The organism is Citrobacter sp. wls706, from assembly GCF_005281305.1.
Classification (GTDB): domain Bacteria; phylum Pseudomonadota; class Gammaproteobacteria; order Enterobacterales; family Enterobacteriaceae; genus Citrobacter; species Citrobacter werkmanii.
In genome coordinates this window covers 11,175-31,730 of record NZ_SZXG01000004.1, presented here as the reverse complement: position 1 = coordinate 31,730, position 20,556 = coordinate 11,175, and the positions used below count along the sequence as shown (strand labels likewise).

Here is a 20,556-nt window from a genome sequence, read left to right as displayed (position 1 = left end):
CTTAACGATGACGGAATTCACGGTGTTCAGCACGACCGCCGGATAGCTGGCGAGATGGTTGGTTGCGGGCGAACTGCCTGCTTTGGGCCCCTCGCTGCTGCTGTGCCTGCCAGTTGGCGGAGCGACTGTCATTACCGCTCAGCGCATTGGCGCGCGGCTGGAACTGTTGAAGATTACGCTGCTGCACATTGCGTTGCTGCGCCGGTTGCGTGATCCGTTTCTCCTGGCGCTGGGCGGCAGCCTGGCGATTTTCACGCTGCTGAGTGTTTGCCCGCTGCGCCGTTTGCGGCTTGGTATCGTAACCACGGTAGTTATTACGCTGAGAAATTTGCTTCAGCTGTTGGCTGGATGCCTGACGCTGGGCGTCTCTCGTGCCCGTACGCGCCGTTTGCGGGAATGTTTTCCCCGTTGATTTTTCCATCTGGCTCAGGGCTGCCTGACGCTGGCTATCACGGTTGACTGGTCGTTGCTGGGTTGAGCTTAAGCCCGTTGCCGTGTTAGTGGGGTGAAAGCGGTTATTAAGCTGGCTATTAGGGTACGGCACCCCCTCGCGATAGGCCGGGTTGTGCTGCCAGGTACGGTTGGCGTCCGTCAGCCGTTGCCCGCTGATTTTATTGAAGTTATCAACGTTTATATTGATGTTGTTATCGCCGTTGCGGTTATACCCGCCATGGTTATCCCAGTCATCGTGATGATGGTGGTCCCAGTCATCGTCATCATCCCAGTCGATATTGCTGAAGATGGCATAGGTTGTGGCAACACCGAGACTGAAGCCTAAACCGTTCACGAAGCTGTTGCCAAACTGCTCGCCGGGCGTTGGCGGTAGATAGGTTGGCGGATAGGCGGTATTGGGCCAGGTACCGTAAACCGTGTTCGGATTATAGGTGGGGACGTACACCACCTGCGGATCGGCGGATTCAATTTTGATAACCGTTGGGCTTGTCGTGGCGGTCGTGGTAGTAGAACTGGTTGTTGACTCGCTGGTGACGGTTTTAGCCGGTGCTGCTTTTGTCACAGTAGTGACGGTCTGTTGCGGTGTTGATTGCAACGCCCCGGTTTGTTGCGCCAGCGCGCGCAGACGTTGCACAGAGTCCATGACATCTTTCGGTTGCGCGAGGAAAGCGTCACCCAGGCTTTGTACCCACGGCGGATTTTCGCCCATCAGCGACATCAGTTGTGGGAAGGCGACCAGTGATTTCACGCTGGGATCCCAGGGTTGACCAGCAACGGCCTGAATGGCGGCATCGCCCTGCATTTTGGGATTATCTTTTGACCACTGCGCGGCCTGGATGACGTTAGCCGGATAGGTTGAGGCCATCAAAATTTGTGACAGCAGTGAGTCCGGATAGAGCGCGATAGGTGCCACCCACTGATCGATTTGCGCAGCCGAGTATGTCGGCGCAGCAGCAGGCGCAGGTTGGTCAACTGGAGCAGGGGCCGCTACGGGGGCGGGAGCCGGCGCTGAAGGTTGTTGTGCGACGGGGGCCGGAGCAGCGGGCTCCGTTACGCGACTTTTAACGAACATCACGCCAGAGGCGGCAAACAACCCGGCACTGCACAGAAGAACAAGCAGGTGTGGCTTAAATGGCAACTTCATAAAATGACTCCAACGAGACAAGTGCTGTGCCGTGAGGCGTTCCTGTTGTCGCGAGTATCATGCACCCGTGTTTGACAGTTTTGACTTTTATTGGGGATTCAGCCGGCAGGTCCGGAAAAAGAGTGTGAGTATTTATTACACAATTATATCTGATGGCTTAAAAAACGCTGGAAAATTCAGCATGTCGCGCTTGAAAATCAACCGCTTTACGGCAATCTTAATCCCTCTGAAATGCGCCTCGCCTCGCCGCTACACCATTCTTAACGATTCAGCCAATTTTTTATGTTGCTTTTTTGTAAACGGATTAACACTTAAAGAAAATCCTGTTATTGTGCCTTATGCGGTACCGGGCATTTACCCTACTAACTACTGTCTCACAGGAGCGTGAAGAGAATCGCCCATCAACAAAAGCGCCGCATTATGACAATGAGAGCGAGGAGATATCGTCGTGCTAGAAGAATACCGTAAGCACGTAGCTGAGCGTGCTGCCCAGGGGATTGTGCCAAAACCTTTAGACGCAACCCAAATGGCCGCACTTGTCGAGCTGCTGAAGACCCCGCCTGTGGGCGAAGAAGAATTCCTGTTAGACCTGTTGATCAACCGCGTTCCTCCTGGCGTAGATGAAGCCGCATATGTTAAAGCCGGTTTTCTCGCTGCTGTCGCGAAAGGCGACACCACCTCCCCACTGGTCACGCCAGAAAAAGCCATTGAATTGCTGGGCACCATGCAGGGTGGTTACAACATTCATCCGCTGATCGATGCGCTGGACGACGCAAAACTGGCGCCGATTGCCGCCAAAGCGCTCTCTTCAACGCTGCTGATGTTCGATAACTTCTACGATGTAGAAGAAAAAGCCAAAGCGGGCAACGAATATGCGAAGCAGGTAATGCAGTCCTGGGCTGATGCCGAATGGTTCCTGAACCGTCCTCAGCTTGCTGAAAAAATTACCGTTACCGTCTTTAAAGTGACGGGTGAAACCAACACCGATGACCTTTCTCCGGCCCCGGATGCCTGGTCCCGCCCGGATATTCCTTTGCACGCGCTGGCGATGCTGAAAAACGCCCGTGAAGGCATTGACCCGGATCAGCCGGGCGTAGTTGGCCCGATCAAACAAATCGAAGCATTACAGAAAAAAGGCTACCCGCTGGCCTACGTCGGTGACGTTGTCGGCACAGGTTCCTCCCGTAAATCGGCGACCAACTCCGTACTGTGGTTTATGGGCGATGATATCCCGCATGTGCCGAACAAGCGCGGCGGCGGTCTGTGCCTCGGCGGCAAAATTGCGCCTATCTTCTTCAACACCATGGAAGATGCGGGCGCGCTGCCGATTGAAGTCGACGTGTCGAACATGAACATGGGCGACGTGATTGACGTTTACCCTTACAGTGGTGAAGTGCGCAACCACGAAACCGGTGAGCTGCTGGCAACCTTCGAACTGAAAACCGACGTGCTGCTCGACGAAGTCCGCGCCGGTGGCCGTATCCCGCTGATTATCGGCCGTGGCCTGACCACCAAAGCGCGTGAAGCGCTGGGTCTGCCGCACTCAGACGTTTTCCGTCAGGCGAAAGACGTGGCAGAAAGCAGCCGTGGCTTCTCTCTGGCACAAAAAATGGTTGGCCGTGCCTGCGGCGTGAAAGGCATCCGACCGGGCGCGTACTGCGAACCGAAGATGACTTCCGTGGGTTCCCAGGATACCACTGGCCCGATGACCCGTGACGAACTGAAAGACCTGGCGTGCCTGGGCTTCTCTTCTGACCTGGTAATGCAGTCCTTCTGTCACACTGCCGCATATCCGAAGCCGGTTGACGTGACCACGCACCACACGCTGCCAGACTTCATTATGAACCGTGGCGGTGTCTCCCTGCGTCCTGGCGACGGCGTTATCCACTCCTGGCTGAACCGCATGCTGCTGCCGGATACTGTGGGTACCGGCGGTGACTCCCATACCCGTTTCCCGATTGGTATTTCCTTCCCGGCTGGCTCTGGTCTGGTGGCGTTTGCTGCCGCGACCGGCGTGATGCCGCTGGATATGCCGGAATCCGTTCTGGTGCGCTTCAAAGGCAAAATGCAGCCGGGTATCACGCTGCGCGATCTGGTACACGCGATCCCGCTGTACGCGATCAAACAGGGTCTGCTGACCGTTGAGAAAAAAGGGAAGAAAAACATCTTCTCTGGCCGCATTCTGGAAATTGAAGGTCTACCGGATCTGAAAGTCGAGCAGGCGTTCGAATTGACCGATGCTTCCGCCGAGCGTTCCGCTGCCGGTTGTACCATCAAGCTGAACAAAGAACCGATTATCGAGTACCTGACCTCCAACATCGTGCTGCTGAAGTGGATGATTGCAGAAGGCTACGGCGACCGTCGTACGCTGGAACGTCGCGTGCAGGGCATGGAAAAATGGCTGGCGGATCCGCAGTTGCTGGAAGCCGATGCTGATGCGGAATACGCGGCGGTGATCGACATCGATCTGGCGGATATCAAAGAGCCAATCCTGTGTGCGCCGAACGATCCGGACGACGCGCGTCTGCTGTCTGACGTGCAGGGCGAGAAGATCGACGAAGTGTTCATCGGCTCCTGCATGACCAACATCGGCCACTTCCGCGCTGCTGGTAAGCTGCTGGATGCGCACAAAGGCCAGCTGCCGACGCGCCTGTGGGTGGCGCCGCCAACCCGTATGGACGCCGCGCAGCTGACGGAAGAAGGTTACTACAGCGTGTTCGGTAAGAGCGGTGCGCGTATTGAGATCCCTGGCTGTTCCCTGTGTATGGGTAACCAGGCGCGTGTGGCTGACGGCGCGACGGTGGTTTCGACTTCCACCCGTAACTTCCCGAACCGTTTAGGTACCGGTGCGAACGTCTTCCTGGCTTCTGCGGAGCTGGCGGCGGTTGCGGCGCTGATCGGCAAACTGCCGACGCCGGAAGAGTACCAGACCTACGTAGCGCAGGTGGATAAGACGGCGGTGGATACCTACCGTTACCTGAACTTCGACCAGCTCTCTCAGTACACTGAGAAAGCGGACGGCGTGATTTTCCAGACCGCAGTCTAATGCGTTAACGCGTTTTGTGTAAAAACGCATCAATGCCCGGAGAAGTCAGCTTCTCCGGGCATTTTTATTTCTATTCCTTATACCCGCTACGCTTTTTTTCTGCCGCGCTGCTGCGATAATTACAGCAAGGCGCAATGCGGTATTGGCGCATTGCCGGGAGCAGAGGAAGACATTATGGATTACGAATTTCTGCGCGATATTACCGGAGTGGTAAAAGTGCGTATGTCCATGGGCCATGAGGTGGTGGGGCACTGGTTTAATGAGGAAGTGAAAGAGAACCTGGCCTTACTTGATGAAGTGGAACAGGCGGCGCGTGCGGTGAAGGGCAGTGAGCGCTCCTGGCGGCGAGCAGGGCATGAATACACGCTCTGGCTGGATGGCGAAGAGGTGATGGTTCGCGCCAATCAGCTCGAGTTCTCGGGCGATGAAATGGAAGAGGGGATGAGCTACTACGACGAAGAAAGCTTTTCGCTCTGCGGCGTAGAGGATTTTCTGCAAGTGGTCGCGGCGTACCGCGAATTTGTGCAACAGCGTTAATCCATGCGGAGCCAGCGGGCTCCGCTATGTCTGTTACTTCACGTACGCCAGCAGGCTTAACGAGTCACGCGCCAGCGCTTTGCATTTTTTTGCCGTTGGGATGCCGATACCGCTGAGATCGCGATAGCTGTCCTCACCCAGTGCCTTCATGTTGAAGGTGTCGTAATTGCTCAGGTCCCACTGGTTTTGCTGGGCAAAAAAGACCAGTGCGCGACGGATCTGCCCATTTGGCAAATTCTGGTATCCACAGTCATTTTTCAGAAAAACAAAAACTGCCGTTAAATCGGCCATATCTTCGGCTTCGGACTCGCTCAGCGCGTAGCTATTTGCGCATACGGCCATCAGGCTGCCGAACAAAACTGTTCTGAAAAACGTCTTCATTGCTTCTACCACTGCATCACGGAATTTAAACGTTAGCACACTGCGAGCGAAGCGACGACCTTTATTATTAGCCGTTTACTTGACCTTCCCGTAAGGGGAAGGCTTATGCTTAAAAGATAGCCTGCTTAAGCTGCTGAATATAAGGAAGTGATTATGCAACGTCGTGACTTTTTAAAGTACTCCGTGGCGCTGGGCGTCGCGTCAGCATTACCTCTGTGGAGCCGTAGCGTATTTGCCGCCGACCGTCCGGCATTACCCATTCCAGACCTGTTAACCGCCGATGCTTCTAATCGCATTCAGTTGATTGCACAAGCCGGGCAGTCGAACTTTGCAGGTAAAACCGCCACGACGTGGGGATATAACGGCAATTTGCTCGGACCGGCGCTAAAGCTAAACAAAGGGCAATCGGTGACGGTGGATATCCACAACCAGCTTGCCGAAGAGACGACGTTGCACTGGCACGGGCTGGAAATTCCTGGTGAAGTTGATGGTGGGCCGCAAGGTATTATCCCGGCAGGCGGGAAACGTTCCGTCACTTTCACACCGGATCAACGGGCAGCAACCTGTTGGTTCCATCCACATCAGCATGGTAAAACCGGTCGCCAGGTGGCGATGGGGCTGGCCGGACTGGTGCTGATTGAAGATGAAGAGATCCACAAACTGCTGCTGCCGAAGCAGTGGGGCATTGATGATGTGCCGGTGATTATTCAGGACAAGCAGTTTTCCGCCGATGGACAGATCAACTATCAACTGGACATGATGACCGCTGCCGTCGGCTGGTTTGGCGATACGCTGCTGACCAACGGCGCGATTTATCCTCAACATGCCGCGCCGCGCGGTTGGCTGCGTTTGCGCCTGCTGAACGGGTGTAACGCTCGCTCGCTGAATATTGCCGCCAGCGACAATCGTCCTCTGTACGTTATTGCCAGCGATGGTGGACTGTTGGCGGAACCGGTCAAAGTAACTGAACTTCCTATGCTGATGGGCGAGCGCTTTGAAGTGCTGGTGGATGTGAGCGACGGTAAGGCGTTTGATCTGGTCACTCTGCCTGTCAGCCAGATGGGGATGGCGGTTGCGCCATTTGATAAGCCGCACCCGGTGATGCGCGTTCAGCCGTTGCTGATTACCGCTTCCGCAACGCTGCCTGATTCGCTGACATCCATGCCGTCATTGCCGTCACTGGATGGCCTGACGGTACGCAAACTACAGCTGTCTATGGATCCGATGCTCGACATGATGGGCATGCAAATGCTGATGAAGAAATACGGCGGTCAGGCGATGGCGGGTATGGATCATGGGAAGATGATGGACCATATGAATAATGACAATATGGGCCACGGGAAGATGAATCATGGCAATATGAACCATGGCAACATGGGGAATATGCAGCATGGCAACATGAAGCAGGCGGGATCATTTGATTTCCATAATGCCAACCGGATTAACGGTCTGGCGTTTGATATGAATAAACCCATGTTCGCCGCGGCGAAAGGTCAGCATGAGCGCTGGGTAATTTCCGGTCAGGGCGACATGATGCTGCATCCGTTCCATATTCACGGCACCCAGTTCCGCATTTTGTCTGAGAATGGCAAAGTGCCTGCCGCGCACCGCGCGGGATGGAAGGATACGGTGCGGGTAGAAGGCGGCGTCAGCGAGGTGCTGGTGAAGTTTGACCACGACGCGCCGAAAGAGCATGCCTATATGGCGCACTGTCATCTGTTAGAGCATGAAGATACCGGCATGATGCTCGGATTCACGGTATAAAAAAGCCGGGGGCGGCTTCGCCTTGCCCGGCCGACATGTCGCATCCGTAGGCCCGGTAAGCTTAGCGCCACCGCGCTTTTCAGTTATTTAGCGTCGTCCGGCAATGCATACGCCACGATATAATCGCCCATCTTCGTGCCAAACGACCCGTGGCCTCCGGCGGAGATCACCACATACTGCTTGCCATTCACTTCATAGGTCATCGGTGTCGCCTGTCCACCTGCCGGTAGACGGCCCTGCCACAGTTTTTCACCGTTACTCATATTGTAGGCGCGCAGATAGTTGTCGGCGGTTGCGGCAATGAACAGCACGTTACCGGCTGTGGAGATAGGCCCTCCCAGCATTGGCATTCCCATATTGAACGGTACCTGAACCGGCATTGGGAACGGCATGCTGTCCTGCGGGGTGCCAATACGTTTTTTCCACACCACTTCATTGGTCTTCAGATCCACGGCGGAGATGTAGCCCCAGGCTGGCTGCTTACACGGCAGGCCAAATGGCGACAGGAACGGATTCAGCGTGACGCCGAACGGCACGCCGTACTGTGGCTGAATTCCTGATTCTGTGCCGGTGCCTTTGGCATCTTTCGGCGGCTCCATCGGATTACCTGGGCCGCGTGGGATCAGCTTCGATACAAACGGCAGCGCCATCGGGTTGGCTATCGCCACCTGACGGTTGGGATCAACGGAGATTCCGCCCCATTCGAACATCCCCAGGTTGCCAGGGAACACCAGCGTGCCCTGCTCTGAAGGTGGGGTGAAGATGCCCTCATAACGCAGTTGGTGGAACATTACGCGACACACCAACTGGTCGAACATGGTGGCACCCCACATGTCCGCGCCGCTCAAATCTTTCTGCGGACGGAAGGTAAGGTCGGAGAACGGCTGGGTTTTGCTGACGTAATCACCTTTGGCTGCACCCTGCGGCACCGGTTTTTCCGGGGCAGGTACCACCAGTTCACCATTACGGCGGTCGAGCACGAAGATGTTACCGGTTTTCGCCGGGGCGTAAATGACCGGGACTTTCTGGCCTTTAACGGTGATATCCGCCAGCGTTGGCTGCGCCGGTAAGTCCATATCCCATAGATCGTGATGAACGGTTTGATAGCTCCAGGCCAGCTTCCCGGTAGTGGCATTTAACGCCAGGATGGCGCTGGCATAACGTTCCTGTTCCGGCGTGCGGTTACCGCCCCAGATGTCCGGTGTGGTGACGCCCATGGGCAGATACACCAGATCCAGCTTCGCGTCATAGGCCGCAGGGGCCCAGGAGTTTGGTGAGTTAAAGGTGAACGTATGTTCATCTGACGGGATGAAATTGGGATCTTTGGCACCTGGGTCGAATGCCCACAGCAGCTTACCGGTATTCACATCGAAGCCACGGATAACGCCGGAAGTTTCGCGGGTGGAGAAGTTATCGGTCACCGACCCGGCAATCACAATGGTTTTATCAGTGATGATGGGCGGTGACGTCGGCTCATACAGACCCGGCGTGGTATCCGGCATGTTGGTTTGTAAGTTGAGGATGCCTTGATTGGCGAAGGTTGCGCACAGCTTGCCGGTTTCCGCGTTCAGGGGCAAACAGACGGCCATCGTTCACCGGCAGGATGATGCGGCGCGGACAGTCAGCCACCACTTCCGGGCTGGCGTTATCGGCACGTGCTTCATGATAAGAAACGCCGCGACAGGTTACGTGCTGGAAAGAGGTGTTGGTATTGAGTTGGGGATCGAAATGCCACTTCTCTTTACCACTCGCCGCATCGAGCGCAAACAGACGCTGGTGGGCGGTACACAGATAGAGCGTATCACCAACTTTGATCGGCGTGACTTCATTGGTGATTTCACCCGGATCGTTTGGCTGTTTTAAATCACCGGTGCGAAATACCCAGGCTTCTTTCAATTGATGTACATTGTCGGCGTTAATTTGTTTTAACGGTGAGTAGCGTTGACCTTCCTGATTGCGCCCGTAAGCGGGCCAGTCCTCGTCGGCCACCGGTGAAATTGCTTCAGCCGGGGTGGTATTCGCGCTCAGCGTGCCGTGTACTTCCTGCGGATCGTTGAAACCCGCCCAAGTCAGGATCGCGCCGCTAATCAGTAGTGCGACGACCAGCGCCGTTACCGCGCCGCTGGAAGGGATGAGCAGGTGACGCCAGACGAACGGCAGAATCAGCCAGATACCGAAGAAGACCAGGATGTCGCTACGCGGTGTTAATGCCCAGAAATCAAAGCCGACTTCCCATACGCCCCAAATCATGGTGGCGAGAAGCAGGACGGCATACAGCCAAAGCGCGGAGCGTTGACTACGCCATAGCAGGAAGGCCACGCCGAGCATGGCCAGACCCGCTATCGGGTAATACCAGGAGCCACCGATGGCGACCAGCCAGCCTCCGCCAATCAGAAGATAGAGTCCACAAAGTGCGGCGAACAGAGCACTCAGTGTCACGATAAGTCGTTGGGATCGTACGTTGTTATTTGCCATAAAAAATACCATCACAGGTGTTATTTCTTTAATAGCAGTTAATTATAGGAGTTAAAACGCGTGACGATTGTCACATTATGAACTTTATCAACAGATGCCGCGGATGAATGCTTTTGCTGGTATACTGCGTGCCTTGCGCTTAGATGCTCGCTTATTAAAAGTAAGCATTGAGTGATTTGTTTTTAAATCATATGGTTAGAGATATGAAACATACTGTTGAAGTCATGATCCCGGAAGCGGAGATCAAAGCGCGTATTGCTGAACTGGGACGTCAGATTAACGAACGTTATAAGGACAGCGGCAGCGATATGGTGCTGGTTGGTCTGTTACGCGGTTCATTTATGTTTATGGCGGACCTGTGCCGTGAAGTGCATGTCTCCCACGAAGTCGATTTCATGACTGCATCCAGTTATGGCAGCGGAATGTCTACCACGCGTGATGTTAAAATCCTGAAAGACCTGGATGAAGACATTCGTGGCAAGGACGTGCTGATTGTCGAAGACATCATCGACTCCGGCAACACGCTGTCTAAAGTGCGTGAGATTCTGAGCCTGCGCGAGCCAAAATCCCTGGCTATCTGTACGCTGCTGGATAAACCTTCCCGTCGTGAAGTGGATGTCCCGGTTGAGTTTATCGGATTCTCTATTCCAGATGAGTTTGTGGTCGGCTACGGCATTGACTATGCTCAGCGTTATCGCCATCTGCCGTACGTTGGCAAAGTGGTGCTGCTGGACGAGTAATTGGCTGGAGTGCCTGATGGCGCTTCACTTATCAGGCCTACGGCGCAGGTTTGTAGGCCGGGTAAGGCATAGCCGCCTCCCGGCAATGTCTCATTATTTATGGTTGCAGTGTTTCTGGCTGAGGTTAGATAAGCCCTGGCGATAGCGCTGCTCCAGCGTTTCGCGGCTGGTGGCGGTGACGTCGAGATCGCGCAGCAGGCCATCATGAATACCGTAGGCCCAGCCGTGAATGGTGACTTTCTGACCGCGCTTCCAGGCGGATCGCATAATCGTTGAATGACCCAGGTTATAGACCTGCTCCATGACATTCAGTTCGCACAGGGTGTCCATGCGGCGTTCCTGCGGCATTTCGCCAAGCAGTGAGCTGTGTTTAAACCAGATATCGCGAATATGCAGTAACCAGTTATCAATCAGCCCCTGTTCTTTATTTTCAATCGCTGCCTGGACGCCGCCGCATCCGTAGTGGCCGCAAATAATAATATGTTCCACTTCCAGCACATCCACCGCATACTGAACCACTGAGAGGCAGTTCAGGTCGGTGTGAATAACCAGATTGGCAACATTACGGTGGACGAATAATTCGCCCGGTTCCAGACCGGTCAATCGTTCAGCGGGAACGCGGCTATCGGAACATCCAATCCATAGAAAACGTGGATTCTGCGCATGTGTCAGCGTTTCAAAAAATCCGGGATCCTCTTCTACCAGCATCTTTGACCATAGTGCATTGTTGCTGATGAGTGTATCTATGTCTTTCATGGAGTTGTACGACCCGAAACCAGATAAATTCGATGGGCTAATATAGGGTAACTCCAGCATTAATTAAACTATATATGAAATGTCAGAACGTAAGGTAAGTAAAAAACCATGACCATTGCTCTGGAACTTCAAGAACTTAAGAAAACCTATCCCGGTGGCGTGCAGGCGCTACGCGGCATAGATTTGCAAGTCGAAGCGGGTGATTTTTATGCGCTTTTGGGACCGAATGGCGCAGGTAAATCTACCACCATCGGCATTATCAGTTCGCTGGTGAATAAAACTTCCGGACGGGTAAGCGTCTTCGGATACGATCTCGATAAAGATACGGTTAACGCTAAACGTCAGCTTGGTCTGGTGCCACAGGAGTTTAACTTTAACCCGTTTGAAACCGTGCAGCAGATCGTGGTCAACCAGGCAGGCTACTATGGCGTTGAGCATAAAGAAGCCGTTAAGCGTAGCGAAATATATCTAAAACAGCTCGACTTGTGGGAAAAACGTAACGAACGTGCGCGTATGCTTTCCGGTGGGATGAAACGTCGTCTGATGATCGCGCGGGCGCTGATGCATCAGCCAAAGCTGTTGATTCTCGATGAACCGACGGCGGGCGTCGACATTGAGCTACGTCGTTCAATGTGGGGCTTTTTAAAAGATTTAAACGACAAAGGCACCACGATTATTCTGACTACCCACTATCTCGAAGAAGCGGAAATGCTGTGTCGTAATATCGGTATTATTCAGCACGGTGAGCTGGTGGAAAATACCTCAATGAAGAGTCTGCTCTCTAAACTGAAATCTGAAACTTTTATCCTCGATCTGGCGCCAAAAAGCCCGCTGCCAAAACTGGAAGGGTATCAGTATCGTCTGGTTGATACCTCGACGCTGGAAGTGGAAGTTCTGCGTGAGCAAGGGGTTAACAGCGTGTTCTCACAACTGAGCGCCCAGGGTATTCAGGTATTAAGTATGCGTAACAAAGCGAACCGACTGGAAGAACTGTTTGTTTCTCTGGTGCATGAAAAACAAGGAGATCGCGCATGATGCAGCTTTATTGGGTTGCGCTAAAAAGCATCTGGGCGAAAGAGATCCACCGCTTTATGCGTATCTGGGTCCAGACTCTGGTTCCTCCCGTCATCACCATGACGCTCTATTTTATTATTTTTGGTAATTTGATTGGCTCGCGTATCGGCGAAATGCATGGTTTTAGCTACATGCAATTTATTGTGCCGGGGCTGATTATGATGGCGGTGATCACCAACTCGTACGCTAACGTGGCATCGTCATTCTTTAGCGCCAAGTTTCAACGCAATATTGAAGAACTGCTGGTCGCTCCGGTACCGACGCACGTCATTATCGCGGGTTTTGTCGGCGGTGGCGTGGCGCGTGGCCTGTGCGTAGGGATCCTTGTAACGGCTATTTCACTGTTCTTCGTGCCGTTCCAGGTGCACTCCTGGGTCTTTGTTGCGCTCACGCTAGTGTTAACGGCGGTACTGTTTTCACTGGCCGGGCTGCTGAACGCGGTTTTCGCCAAAACCTTTGACGATATCAGCCTGATCCCAACCTTTGTGCTGACGCCGCTGACCTATTTGGGGGGCGTTTTCTATTCGTTAACGCTGCTGCCGCCGTTCTGGCAGGGACTGTCGCACCTGAACCCAATTGTCTACATGATCAGCGGGTTCCGCTACGGCTTCCTGGGTATCCATGATGTTCCGCTGGTCACCACGTTTGGCGTGCTGGTGGTGTTCATCGCGGTGTTTTATTTGCTGTGCTGGTACCTGATCCAGCGTGGGCGCGGTTTGCGCAGTTAATTCTTTCTTCCTCTCTCTGCTCGGGAGAGGAAGACTTTTGACGCTTATCACCATTATGGATTTATCACACTGATAAACTACTTGCCTGCTAAGGAGGTAGGCAATGTTAGGTTGGGTAATTACCTGTCATGACGATAAGGCACAGGATATGCTGCATCGTCTGGAGCAGAAGCACGGCCCGTTGGCCCAATGCCAGGCGGTAAGTTTTTGGCGTGGACTCAGCTCAAATATGTTGAGCCGCATGATGTGCCACGCTCTGCATGCTACTGACTCAGGCGAGGGCGTGATCTTCCTGACGGATACCGCGGGGGCCGCACCATACCGCGTGGCCTCGTTAATGAGCCACAAACACCCCCAGTGTGAAGTGATTTCAGGTATCAGCTATTCATTGCTTGAGAGAATGCTTTCGTCGCGGGAATCAATGAGCAGCTCTGCGTTTCGCGATTGCATTGTTACGCTTGGCGGGCCGGAAGTCTCAAGTCTATGGCATCAACAACAAAAAAATCCCCCCTTCGTATTGAAGCATGATTTGTATGAGTATTAATCGTTGGTATTGATGGTGCTTTTGCTACAATAGCCGAGGTTTCTCGCCTCGGTTCGGTTATCTCATATGGTTATGCGCGTTGTGCTTATTTTGTTGCTCCTGTCTTCTGGCAGCGTAGCTGCGGCTTTGCCTGCTCGCTACATGCAAACTACCGAAGCGGCTGCCGTGTGGGCGCAGATAGGTGATAAAATGGTGACGGTGGGAAATATTCGCGCCGGGCAGATCCTTGCCGTAGAGCCGATTGCGGCAGACTATTACGAATTCACCTTTGGCTTGGGGACCGGGTTTATTGATAAGGGACATCTGGAGCCTGTGCAGGGGCGGCAGAAAGTTGACGATGGTCTGGGCGATCTCAATAAACCGCTCAGCAATCAAAGCTTGATTACCTGGAAAGATACCCCGGTTTATAATGCTCCGGATGTCGGTAGCGCCCCGTTTGGCGTGCTGGCGGATAATCTGCGCTATCCCATTATCAGTAAGCTTAAAGACCGACTCAACCAGACGTGGTACCAGATCCGCATTGGCGGCAGACTGGCCTATATCAGTGCTCTGGATGCGCAGGAAGACAACGGTATACCGGTGTTAACCTATCATCATATTCTGCGCGATGAAGAGAATACCCGCTTTCGCCACACCTCCACGACAACCTCTGTACGCGCGTTTAGCAACCAGATGGCCTGGCTACACGACCGCGGCTACACGACGCTGACGATGTATCAACTGGAAGGCTATGTACGCAACAATATGAACCTCCCGGCGCGGGCGGTGGTGCTGACGTTCGACGATGGTCTGAAGTCGGTGAGTCGTTATGCTTATCCGGTGTTGAAACAGAACGGCATGAAGGCAACGGCGTTTATCATCTCGTCACGCATTAAGCGCCATCCGCAGAAGTGGGATCCGAAATCGCTACAGTTTATGAGTGTCTCTGAACTGAATGCGATCAGGGACGTGTTTGACTTTCAGTCGCATACCCATTTTTTACATCGAGTGGACGCTCATCATCGGCCGATCCTGCTGAGCCGCAACTATCACAACATTCTGTTCGATTTTGCTCGTTCGCGTCGGGCGCTGTCCCAGTTCAATCCCCACGTCCTGTATCTTTCGTATCCGTTTGGCGGTTATAACGCCACGGCGGTAAAAGCGGCGAACGACGCCGGTTTCCATCTGGCGGTAACCACGGTGAGAGGGAAGGTGAAGCCGGGGGATAATCCGTTCTTATTGAAAAGACTTTATATTTTAAGAACGGATTCGCTGGAGACGATGTCGCGGCTGATAGTCAATCAGCCGCAGGGGTAAGCTTATTCGTAGGTAAAAGTAAACGTGGCGACGGATTCGAAATCACCGGCTTTGACGGTCGCTCCGGTAGGGACCAGTTTCGCGGCATAATCAAGGCTGACGCTATTGTTGCCCCAGGTAGAAAAGGCGGTGCCTGATGAATTGGAGCCATCGGCTTTCATCTGTTTGTAGCCATCTTTCACGGAGTAAACTTTTACGCCGACGCCGCTCGCATTACCGCCGCTTTGCGTCAGAATCGTAGGGTCGCCAGCCAGGTAATTGCCACTCATTTTGACGGTCACCTTGGTCATCAGGCAGTTGGTTAATTCAAAGGTGAAAGGGATCTCGCGAGCGGTATTTTTATTAATATCAGAAACGAAGAAATGCCCAAGATCCACCGTCGTTGAATACGCATCGTTGACTGAGGCCCATTGGCAGGTTGGCTCCATCACCTTGAAATGCAAAGAGGAGGCGTCAACAGAGAAGGTGATTGTATTTGGCTGGTCCACTGAACCCATACGGAAAGTACCAATTTTACCCGGTTTGGCATAGCCATCGGTTTGGCCAGCTCTGGGTTGATAATTCGGGGTCTGATAAACATCGAAAAACAGATCCCAGTTGCTGTCGGCATTCTTCCATGGGGCACCGGTTTGTGACGGTATAGTGGCTAATCCACTGGCGGGGAAATTGAGATAAACATCGCCAACGTCCGATGAGTGGTTGCACCCGCTGCCTTTAACGCAACGCAGCATATAAGTATAGCTGATGCCCTCAATATCGGTTTTGAGTAATCCCCCCCCTGTTCCTGGAACCGTATAAACATCCATCAGGCCCGCATCGGCCTCACCTAAGGTTATTTGGTTGCTATTGCTCCTGCTGTTATTGCAATCCATCCCTCCTCGTAAGGGGATTGTGTAACTGGCGGGAATGTTCATGTTAGTCACGATGGCGCCCATATAGGTAACAGGTAGCTGAATGATGGTTGGTTCGATAATGACGTGGTAATCACCCGCTGCACCAGTAGTAATATAACATTCGCTTGATGCCATCACGCTGCCGGAAAAAGCTAACGAGGCACAGCCCAGGAGAGGAAATAAATAGCGCTTTTGCATAATAAGTTCTTTTATTATTCGTAAGTCACGTTGACGACGACGTTGCTGAGCACCTTCCCGCTGCTCACCGCGCCGGTATTTTGATAGCGGGCGTAAAAGGCATATTCAGTCAAATAGTCATCGGCTGATTTCCCTTTTACGTCATATTCGACATCTGATTCGCCATCGTTATTCAGTACGTTGGTGTGGTAAGTTGCGGAGAAAATGACTACCCCGACGTTAGTTGCTGCGCCATTTCTCGCTTCATTTATAAAGACTTGTTTATTTCCGGCGGTGATGCCGGACTGGGGACTAAACTGGAAATGCAGCGACTGGAGTGTATTCCCGCCGGAACCGACGGCATCACATTGCTCCACCCGAATGGTAAAAGGTGTGCCGCCTGCATCCGTGGTGGGCTGAAGGCGGTCGCTGCCGTCGCTATTATAAAACCAACTGCGCATGACGGTAGGTAGCGTAATGTCTCCGCCATTGTCCAGGCTGATTTGACAGGTGTTATTGACGATCCTTGCCGAGAAATTAACATCCAGGCCATCGCCCGCATAGCTGGCCGCTGACCACTGCCCGGTAGCCAACCCCATGAACAGAGCCAGTGTCGTGGGGCGAACAGAAAATAATAAATATCGCATCGTCACCTGCCGTTCTGGTTTATTCGTAAGTTACAACAAAGGTAATTGCCGACGAGGCGTCGCCAGCAACGGCCTGCGCGGCGGTATAACCGCTGGCCGCTACCCAACGCGCGTTCATCGCGTATTCCGCTGTTGAAGCGCCTTTAATTGCGGTTGTGACCGTATTTGAAGGCGTACCGCTGGTGCATGCCAGTTGCGTACCGCTCCCGGCCGCGCCGCCCCAGATTTCAACAGCCGTATGGGTATTGACAGTACCGGTGGTGGCGAATGAGGCGCTATTGCTATCGCATGTATTCCCGCTGCCGGCCTGGGCGGCGATTTTTGCCGAATCGACGCCTGCGCAACCGGTGAAAGCAATCTTAAAAGGTTCGGTACGGGTGCCAATATCAGACTTAAAGACATCGCCAAAATTGATGGTGTCCGTGGTGGTTGAGCCCTGTTTCACCGTGGCGGAGCAGGTGCCTGCAACCACTGTTGTGACAAATTTAGCCGACAGACTGGGGGTACCGACGATATCTGCATGCGCTGTATGGGTGAATAATCCACCGCAGAGGGCCAGTGCAAGAAAAAAGGGGGTATGTTTCATCTTAATGACTCCATTGCGCTGGGGAAATTATTCGTAAGTAAATTCAAATGTTGCGGTGGATTCAAATCGGCCCGCTTTAACCTGCGTAGAGGTACCTGTTGCCACCATTGTGGCGACCAGTGGGACGGCTTTTGCCGTTTTGATTTCATTGGTTGTCCATACCAATCTTTCGCTGTCGGTTGTACTGTTGATGACGAAAGGGGCATTCAGCGCGCTGGCGCGGGCAATCGTTAAGCCAACATAAGACGTCGGTGCTGGAGAGGTGCCGGTGTAGGTATTTATCAGGGCGGTAGATATTCTTGTTGAACCGGTACCTTTAATTGTGGTTTTGATGGCGTTCAGCGAATCCGGGCATTCGACGATTTTAAGCGTAAATGGCGCGCTAATATTGCCTGTGCCTGAGAGAATATTATCCAGACGCGTCTGGCCGCTATCGCCAAGGGTGATCGTATTGTCAGCGCCGCTGGCGCCGTCAATGGTCATATCGCAGGTGGTTTCGCGGATCGTCGCTTTAAAGGTGACTTGCAAACTATCACCATTTGCCCACACGGGCTGGGATATCGCCAGCGCTAATGCCGCTGCGGAGAAGCGGGCGAGGTACTTGGATGTGTTAAAAGTCATAAAGGGAACTCCCTGTATAAAATGGCTTATTGCATCTGACATGTTTGGTTATCCAGAACGGTGGTGAGCCCTGCTTTCGGTGCGTTTGCAGCGATCCGGTAATGAACTACGCAGGCGTTATCATTGGCATTACCCCAGACAACTCGTAGTGTTCCTTGTTGTTCTATCCCGCGAACATAGGCCTGGCCTGCCTGACCGACGCTACCGACCAGCTCGCCTTTGCTATTGAGTACGTCTGCGCCCAGAGGAATAAAGCCCCCATCGTTACGTGATAGCTCCAGAATCAGCGACTTACCTTCGTCAGTCTTAAAATCGACACGGACTACGGATCCATCGCGTGGCACGACAACCGTGCTGGTACTCTTAAGTTCAACGTCGTTTTCCAGGGTGGTAATATCAATACCCACGCGGTTTTCACGGTAAGGCGACATATAAGGCAAAATGCCGTAGCCGGAACTGCCAATCTCACCATGGCCATAGTTCAGCCGCGCCCCTTTGGCTCCGTTGGCATTGATTAGCGCCAGCGCGTCGTTATCACCGATACTACCCGGCGCCAGCGTGATACCGCCGGAATGGATAACCATGCCGCCGTTGTAGCTTGCGGAATATTGTTTGCTGCCGTCGTCGCCGGCGGAGATCGATGTCCCCAGAGGCCCATATGGGCTGTTCCAGGTCGCATAACCGCCAATTTGGTTAATGTCGCCATAATCTCCGCCGCTGGATGAGGCAGTCACGGAGTAGCTCAGGCTGGTGTCCTTTGTGCTGCCGCTGGCAGTGGTGTTTATGCTGTTGCTCCCGCTGAGGTCGGAGCGCATGCCGACGTTGAGACTGGAGAATCCGGCGGTCGCGCTGTCCTGGCCAAATAGGGTGTTAAAGGGGATATTGAGGCTTAAATAGACGCTGTCGTCCTTGTTGCCATTGTCATCATAGGTTCGTTGCACGGACAAGCTATAGCTGCCGTAGCGGAAACTGTTGTTATAACCGATGCTGTAGTTTGAGGTGGCATCGCTTTCGTTCCAGTAATCCTGCCAGCTACCGCTGATATACAGTGAGCCGTATGCGCTATCGACCGTGGATAACGGTTGATTCACGCTGATCTGTACCTGGTTTTTCATCCGCTGAAAGTGGTTATACAGCTCTTCGCCGGAAGTGTAGGACTGATTCCGGTATTCGCCATGTTTGACGTCGTTAGCCAGCGAAGCCGCATCGTGCAGGCTCAAATAGTCTTCAGTAGAGAAACGGTAGGCGGCAACGTTAAACGAGGTTTTCGTCATCTCGACCATTTTGCTGTAGTTCAGGCGATAGCTCTGGCCGGTTAACGTGCCAATTTCGTCGATTTTGGCTTGCGATTGGGTAACGTCAAAGGCGAAGGCGCCGACGGACGTATTAATGGCAATCCCTAACAGTCCGGCAAAGAAGTGGTCATCCGTTGCTTGAGCGCCGAGATAACCAGTAAAGGTGTTATTAATCCCATAATACAGTGTACCGTAAGCCACATTCGGCCTGTCGCTCAGGCTATCGTCATTGAGTTCGCCGGCGCCGATATCCCAGCGAACCGAGCCCGGACGAAGCATCTGGGTGACGGAGGAAAAAGGGATCGAAAACGTTCGCTTGCTACCGTCGGACTCTTCGATGGTGACGTTCAGATCGTTACCATACCCCGTGGTGCTGATATCGCTGATTTCAAATGCGCCAGGCGGAACCGTGGTTTCATAAATCTTGTTCCCGCTCTGAGTAATGGTGACTTTGGCGTTGCTGTTAGCGACTCCGCGAACCACTGGGGCGAAGGTGGAACTGGCGCCGGGCAACATGCGGTCATCGTTGTACATGCGCAGACCGCGTAGGCTGACAGAGTCAAATGTATCGCCGCGCGTGTAGGAGTCGCCAGCGACCATTTGCGCGCGTAGCGGAGCAATATCACGCTGTAGATAGATATCCTGACTGGAATAATGGCTGCCATTATCGCTGTTCCAGTCAATATTTCCGCGTGAGCGTAAGCGCCACGGCCCCATATTCAGGCCATAATGCAGCCCCATATACGCCGTATCCGAAGTACTGCTACTGCTTTCGTTGTGCCACGCGTTGAGATCATAAGATAATAGCGCCGCCGGGATACCGTTGTCCCAAAGTGAAGGGTCAACATATCCTTGCGGGAGTTTAAGTACATACAGTTGCGGAAAGTTCAGATCAAGGGATTGTTTTCCCGTATCGTAACTCACGCTGGCGCCTGGATATTGCGCTTTGATATCAATACACGTCACCGTATCATCATGTGATTCGTTTAATTTACTGGTATCAATACCTGCCTGCGCTAATAATAGAGGCGTCAGGCAAGGGGATGCGCGCGGCGTGCCATTATCTTTAAATTCAATATCAACTGTAGTTTTTATTTTACCGTTTAAATTGACGGTCGCACGGTATTTTCCTGCAGGGATTGGGTTGCCTAAGGTATAACGGCTAACATCAATGGCGCCACCACTATTAAGCAAGAATTGCTCATTAAATTCGATGGCTTCTTCTACGTCTACGGTATCTGATTTTGAAGATGGCGCAATTTTGCCATCTGCCAGAACATATTGTGGCAACGAGACAAAGATAGCCAGAGATAATAATGAAAATCGAAACTGCATGATGAGCCCAAATCGTCAACGCCAGTACTCACTACCGGCATAATATTATTATGTAATAAGGGTG

At 53.1% G+C, this 20,556-nt stretch carries 17 protein-coding genes and 1 pseudogene; 9 read left to right on the top strand and 9 right to left on the bottom strand.

Annotation, left to right across the window (positions count from 1 at the left end):
• Position 1 precedes the first annotated feature (1 nt).
• On the bottom strand, positions 2–1,597 hold the full coding sequence (locus tag FDW92_RS00305) for a DUF3300 domain-containing protein (RefSeq protein ID WP_042312282.1): 1,596 nt from the start codon (positions 1,595–1,597) through the stop codon (positions 2–4).
• A gap of 124 nt (positions 1,598–1,721) precedes the next feature.
• Here FDW92_RS00305 and FDW92_RS00300 point away from each other — a divergent pair, with 124 nt between their 5' ends.
• The 3 genes from FDW92_RS00300 (at position 1,722) to yacL (ending at position 5,180) form a co-directional block, all read left to right on the top strand.
• Positions 1,722–1,985 (top strand): hypothetical protein, encoded by a 264-nt coding sequence (locus FDW92_RS00300; RefSeq protein ID WP_137400521.1) that lies wholly within the window; start codon positions 1,722–1,724, stop codon positions 1,983–1,985.
• A gap of 60 nt (positions 1,986–2,045) precedes the next feature.
• Positions 2,046–4,643 carry a bifunctional aconitate hydratase 2/2-methylisocitrate dehydratase gene (gene acnB / locus FDW92_RS00295; protein ID WP_042312279.1) on the top strand — a complete coding sequence of 866 codons (2,598 nt, stop codon included), beginning with the start codon at positions 2,046–2,048 and terminating at the stop codon, positions 4,641–4,643.
• 174 nt (positions 4,644–4,817) lie between these two features.
• The gene (yacL, locus tag FDW92_RS00290; RefSeq protein WP_137400520.1) at positions 4,818–5,180 is read left to right on the top strand and encodes a protein YacL; all 363 of its coding nucleotides are present in this window, start codon (positions 4,818–4,820) and stop codon (positions 5,178–5,180) included.
• Positions 5,181–5,213: 33 nt separating this feature from the next.
• Here yacL and FDW92_RS00285 read toward each other — a convergent pair whose 3' ends face one another.
• A complete protein-coding gene (locus FDW92_RS00285) occupies positions 5,214–5,561 on the bottom strand; it encodes a YacC family pilotin-like protein (RefSeq protein ID WP_003018667.1) in 348 nt (115 codons plus the stop codon).
• A gap of 153 nt (positions 5,562–5,714) precedes the next feature.
• On the opposite strand from FDW92_RS00285, the gene cueO reads away from it, so the two are divergent.
• A complete protein-coding gene (cueO, locus tag FDW92_RS00280) occupies positions 5,715–7,325 on the top strand; it encodes a multicopper oxidase CueO (protein ID WP_042312277.1) in 1,611 nt (536 codons plus the stop codon).
• Between the two features lie 83 nt (positions 7,326–7,408).
• On the opposite strand, the pseudogene FDW92_RS00275 reads toward cueO, so the two are convergent.
• Positions 7,409–9,800, bottom strand: a pseudogene (locus tag FDW92_RS00275) (glucose/quinate/shikimate family membrane-bound PQQ-dependent dehydrogenase).
• Positions 9,801–10,003: 203 nt separating this feature from the next.
• Here FDW92_RS00275 and hpt point away from each other — a divergent pair.
• The gene (hpt, locus tag FDW92_RS00270; protein WP_042312274.1) at positions 10,004–10,540 is read left to right on the top strand and encodes a hypoxanthine phosphoribosyltransferase; all 537 of its coding nucleotides are present in this window, start codon (positions 10,004–10,006) and stop codon (positions 10,538–10,540) included.
• Between the two features lie 93 nt (positions 10,541–10,633).
• Here the strand turns inward: hpt and can are convergent, their stop codons facing one another.
• On the bottom strand, positions 10,634–11,296 hold the full coding sequence (gene can, locus FDW92_RS00265) for a carbonate dehydratase (RefSeq protein ID WP_038637306.1): 663 nt from the start codon (positions 11,294–11,296) through the stop codon (positions 10,634–10,636).
• A 108-nt stretch (positions 11,297–11,404) separates the two neighbouring features.
• Here can and FDW92_RS00260 point away from each other — a divergent pair, with 108 nt between their 5' ends.
• The 4 genes from FDW92_RS00260 (at position 11,405) to FDW92_RS00245 (ending at position 14,938) form a co-directional block, all read left to right on the top strand.
• Entirely contained in the window at positions 11,405–12,331 is a 927-nt protein-coding gene (locus FDW92_RS00260; RefSeq protein WP_042312269.1) for an ABC transporter ATP-binding protein, read from the top strand.
• Positions 12,328–13,098: an ABC transporter permease gene (locus FDW92_RS00255; protein ID WP_042312267.1), complete on the top strand. Its 771-nt coding sequence runs from the start codon at positions 12,328–12,330 to the stop codon at positions 13,096–13,098. Before FDW92_RS00260 ends, FDW92_RS00255 begins: the two co-directional genes overlap by 4 nt.
• 103 nt (positions 13,099–13,201) lie before the next feature.
• Positions 13,202–13,642, top strand: coding sequence for a PTS sugar transporter subunit IIA (locus tag FDW92_RS00250; RefSeq protein ID WP_038637318.1), 441 nt, complete (start codon positions 13,202–13,204; stop codon positions 13,640–13,642).
• A gap of 66 nt (positions 13,643–13,708) precedes the next feature.
• Positions 13,709–14,938, top strand: coding sequence for a polysaccharide deacetylase family protein (locus tag FDW92_RS00245; protein ID WP_042312262.1), 1,230 nt, complete (start codon positions 13,709–13,711; stop codon positions 14,936–14,938).
• A 2-nt stretch (positions 14,939–14,940) separates the two neighbouring features.
• Here the strand turns inward: FDW92_RS00245 and FDW92_RS00240 are convergent, their stop codons facing one another.
• The 5 genes from FDW92_RS00240 to FDW92_RS00220 are packed head-to-tail and all read right to left on the bottom strand — an operon-like array spanning position 14,941 to position 20,492.
• A complete protein-coding gene (locus FDW92_RS00240) occupies positions 14,941–16,029 on the bottom strand; it encodes a fimbrial protein (protein ID WP_042312260.1) in 1,089 nt (362 codons plus the stop codon).
• Positions 16,030–16,043: 14 nt separating this feature from the next.
• A complete protein-coding gene (locus FDW92_RS00235) occupies positions 16,044–16,655 on the bottom strand; it encodes a fimbrial-like protein (RefSeq protein ID WP_042312257.1) in 612 nt (203 codons plus the stop codon).
• A 19-nt stretch (positions 16,656–16,674) separates the two neighbouring features.
• Complete coding sequence (locus FDW92_RS00230; RefSeq protein WP_042312256.1) at positions 16,675–17,241, bottom strand: hypothetical protein; 567 nt, start codon at positions 17,239–17,241, stop codon at positions 16,675–16,677.
• Between the two features lie 27 nt (positions 17,242–17,268).
• Positions 17,269–17,862, bottom strand: a complete 594-nt coding sequence (locus tag FDW92_RS00225) for a fimbrial protein (protein WP_052511202.1) — start codon at positions 17,860–17,862, stop codon at positions 17,269–17,271.
• Positions 17,863–17,888: 26 nt separating this feature from the next.
• Positions 17,889–20,492 (bottom strand): outer membrane usher protein, encoded by a 2,604-nt coding sequence (locus FDW92_RS00220; protein WP_137400519.1) that lies wholly within the window; start codon positions 20,490–20,492, stop codon positions 17,889–17,891.
• Between the last annotated feature and the right edge of the window lie 64 nt (positions 20,493–20,556).

Excerpts from the sequence above, each read along its gene's own strand:
- FDW92_RS00305 (WP_042312282.1), bottom strand. The coding sequence starts at position 1,597 with ATGAAGTTGCCATTTAAGCCACACCTGCTTGTTCTTCTGTGCAGTGCC.
- yacL (WP_137400520.1), top strand. The coding sequence starts at position 4,818 with ATGGATTACGAATTTCTGCGCGATATTACCGGAGTGGTAAAAGTGCGT.
- FDW92_RS00285 (WP_003018667.1), bottom strand. The coding sequence starts at position 5,561 with ATGAAGACGTTTTTCAGAACAGTTTTGTTCGGCAGCCTGATGGCCGTA.
- cueO (WP_042312277.1), top strand. The coding sequence starts at position 5,715 with ATGCAACGTCGTGACTTTTTAAAGTACTCCGTGGCGCTGGGCGTCGCG.
- hpt (WP_042312274.1), top strand. The coding sequence starts at position 10,004 with ATGAAACATACTGTTGAAGTCATGATCCCGGAAGCGGAGATCAAAGCG.
- can (WP_038637306.1), bottom strand. The coding sequence starts at position 11,296 with ATGAAAGACATAGATACACTCATCAGCAACAATGCACTATGGTCAAAG.
- FDW92_RS00260 (WP_042312269.1), top strand. The coding sequence starts at position 11,405 with ATGACCATTGCTCTGGAACTTCAAGAACTTAAGAAAACCTATCCCGGT.
- FDW92_RS00255 (WP_042312267.1), top strand. The coding sequence starts at position 12,328 with ATGATGCAGCTTTATTGGGTTGCGCTAAAAAGCATCTGGGCGAAAGAG.
- FDW92_RS00250 (WP_038637318.1), top strand. The coding sequence starts at position 13,202 with ATGTTAGGTTGGGTAATTACCTGTCATGACGATAAGGCACAGGATATG.
- FDW92_RS00245 (WP_042312262.1), top strand. The coding sequence starts at position 13,709 with ATGGTTATGCGCGTTGTGCTTATTTTGTTGCTCCTGTCTTCTGGCAGC.
- FDW92_RS00240 (WP_042312260.1), bottom strand. The coding sequence starts at position 16,029 with ATGCAAAAGCGCTATTTATTTCCTCTCCTGGGCTGTGCCTCGTTAGCT.
- FDW92_RS00235 (WP_042312257.1), bottom strand. The coding sequence starts at position 16,655 with ATGCGATATTTATTATTTTCTGTTCGCCCCACGACACTGGCTCTGTTC.
- FDW92_RS00230 (WP_042312256.1), bottom strand. The coding sequence starts at position 17,241 with ATGAAACATACCCCCTTTTTTCTTGCACTGGCCCTCTGCGGTGGATTA.
- FDW92_RS00225 (WP_052511202.1), bottom strand. The coding sequence starts at position 17,862 with ATGACTTTTAACACATCCAAGTACCTCGCCCGCTTCTCCGCAGCGGCA.
- FDW92_RS00220 (WP_137400519.1), bottom strand. The coding sequence starts at position 20,492 with ATGCAGTTTCGATTTTCATTATTATCTCTGGCTATCTTTGTCTCGTTG.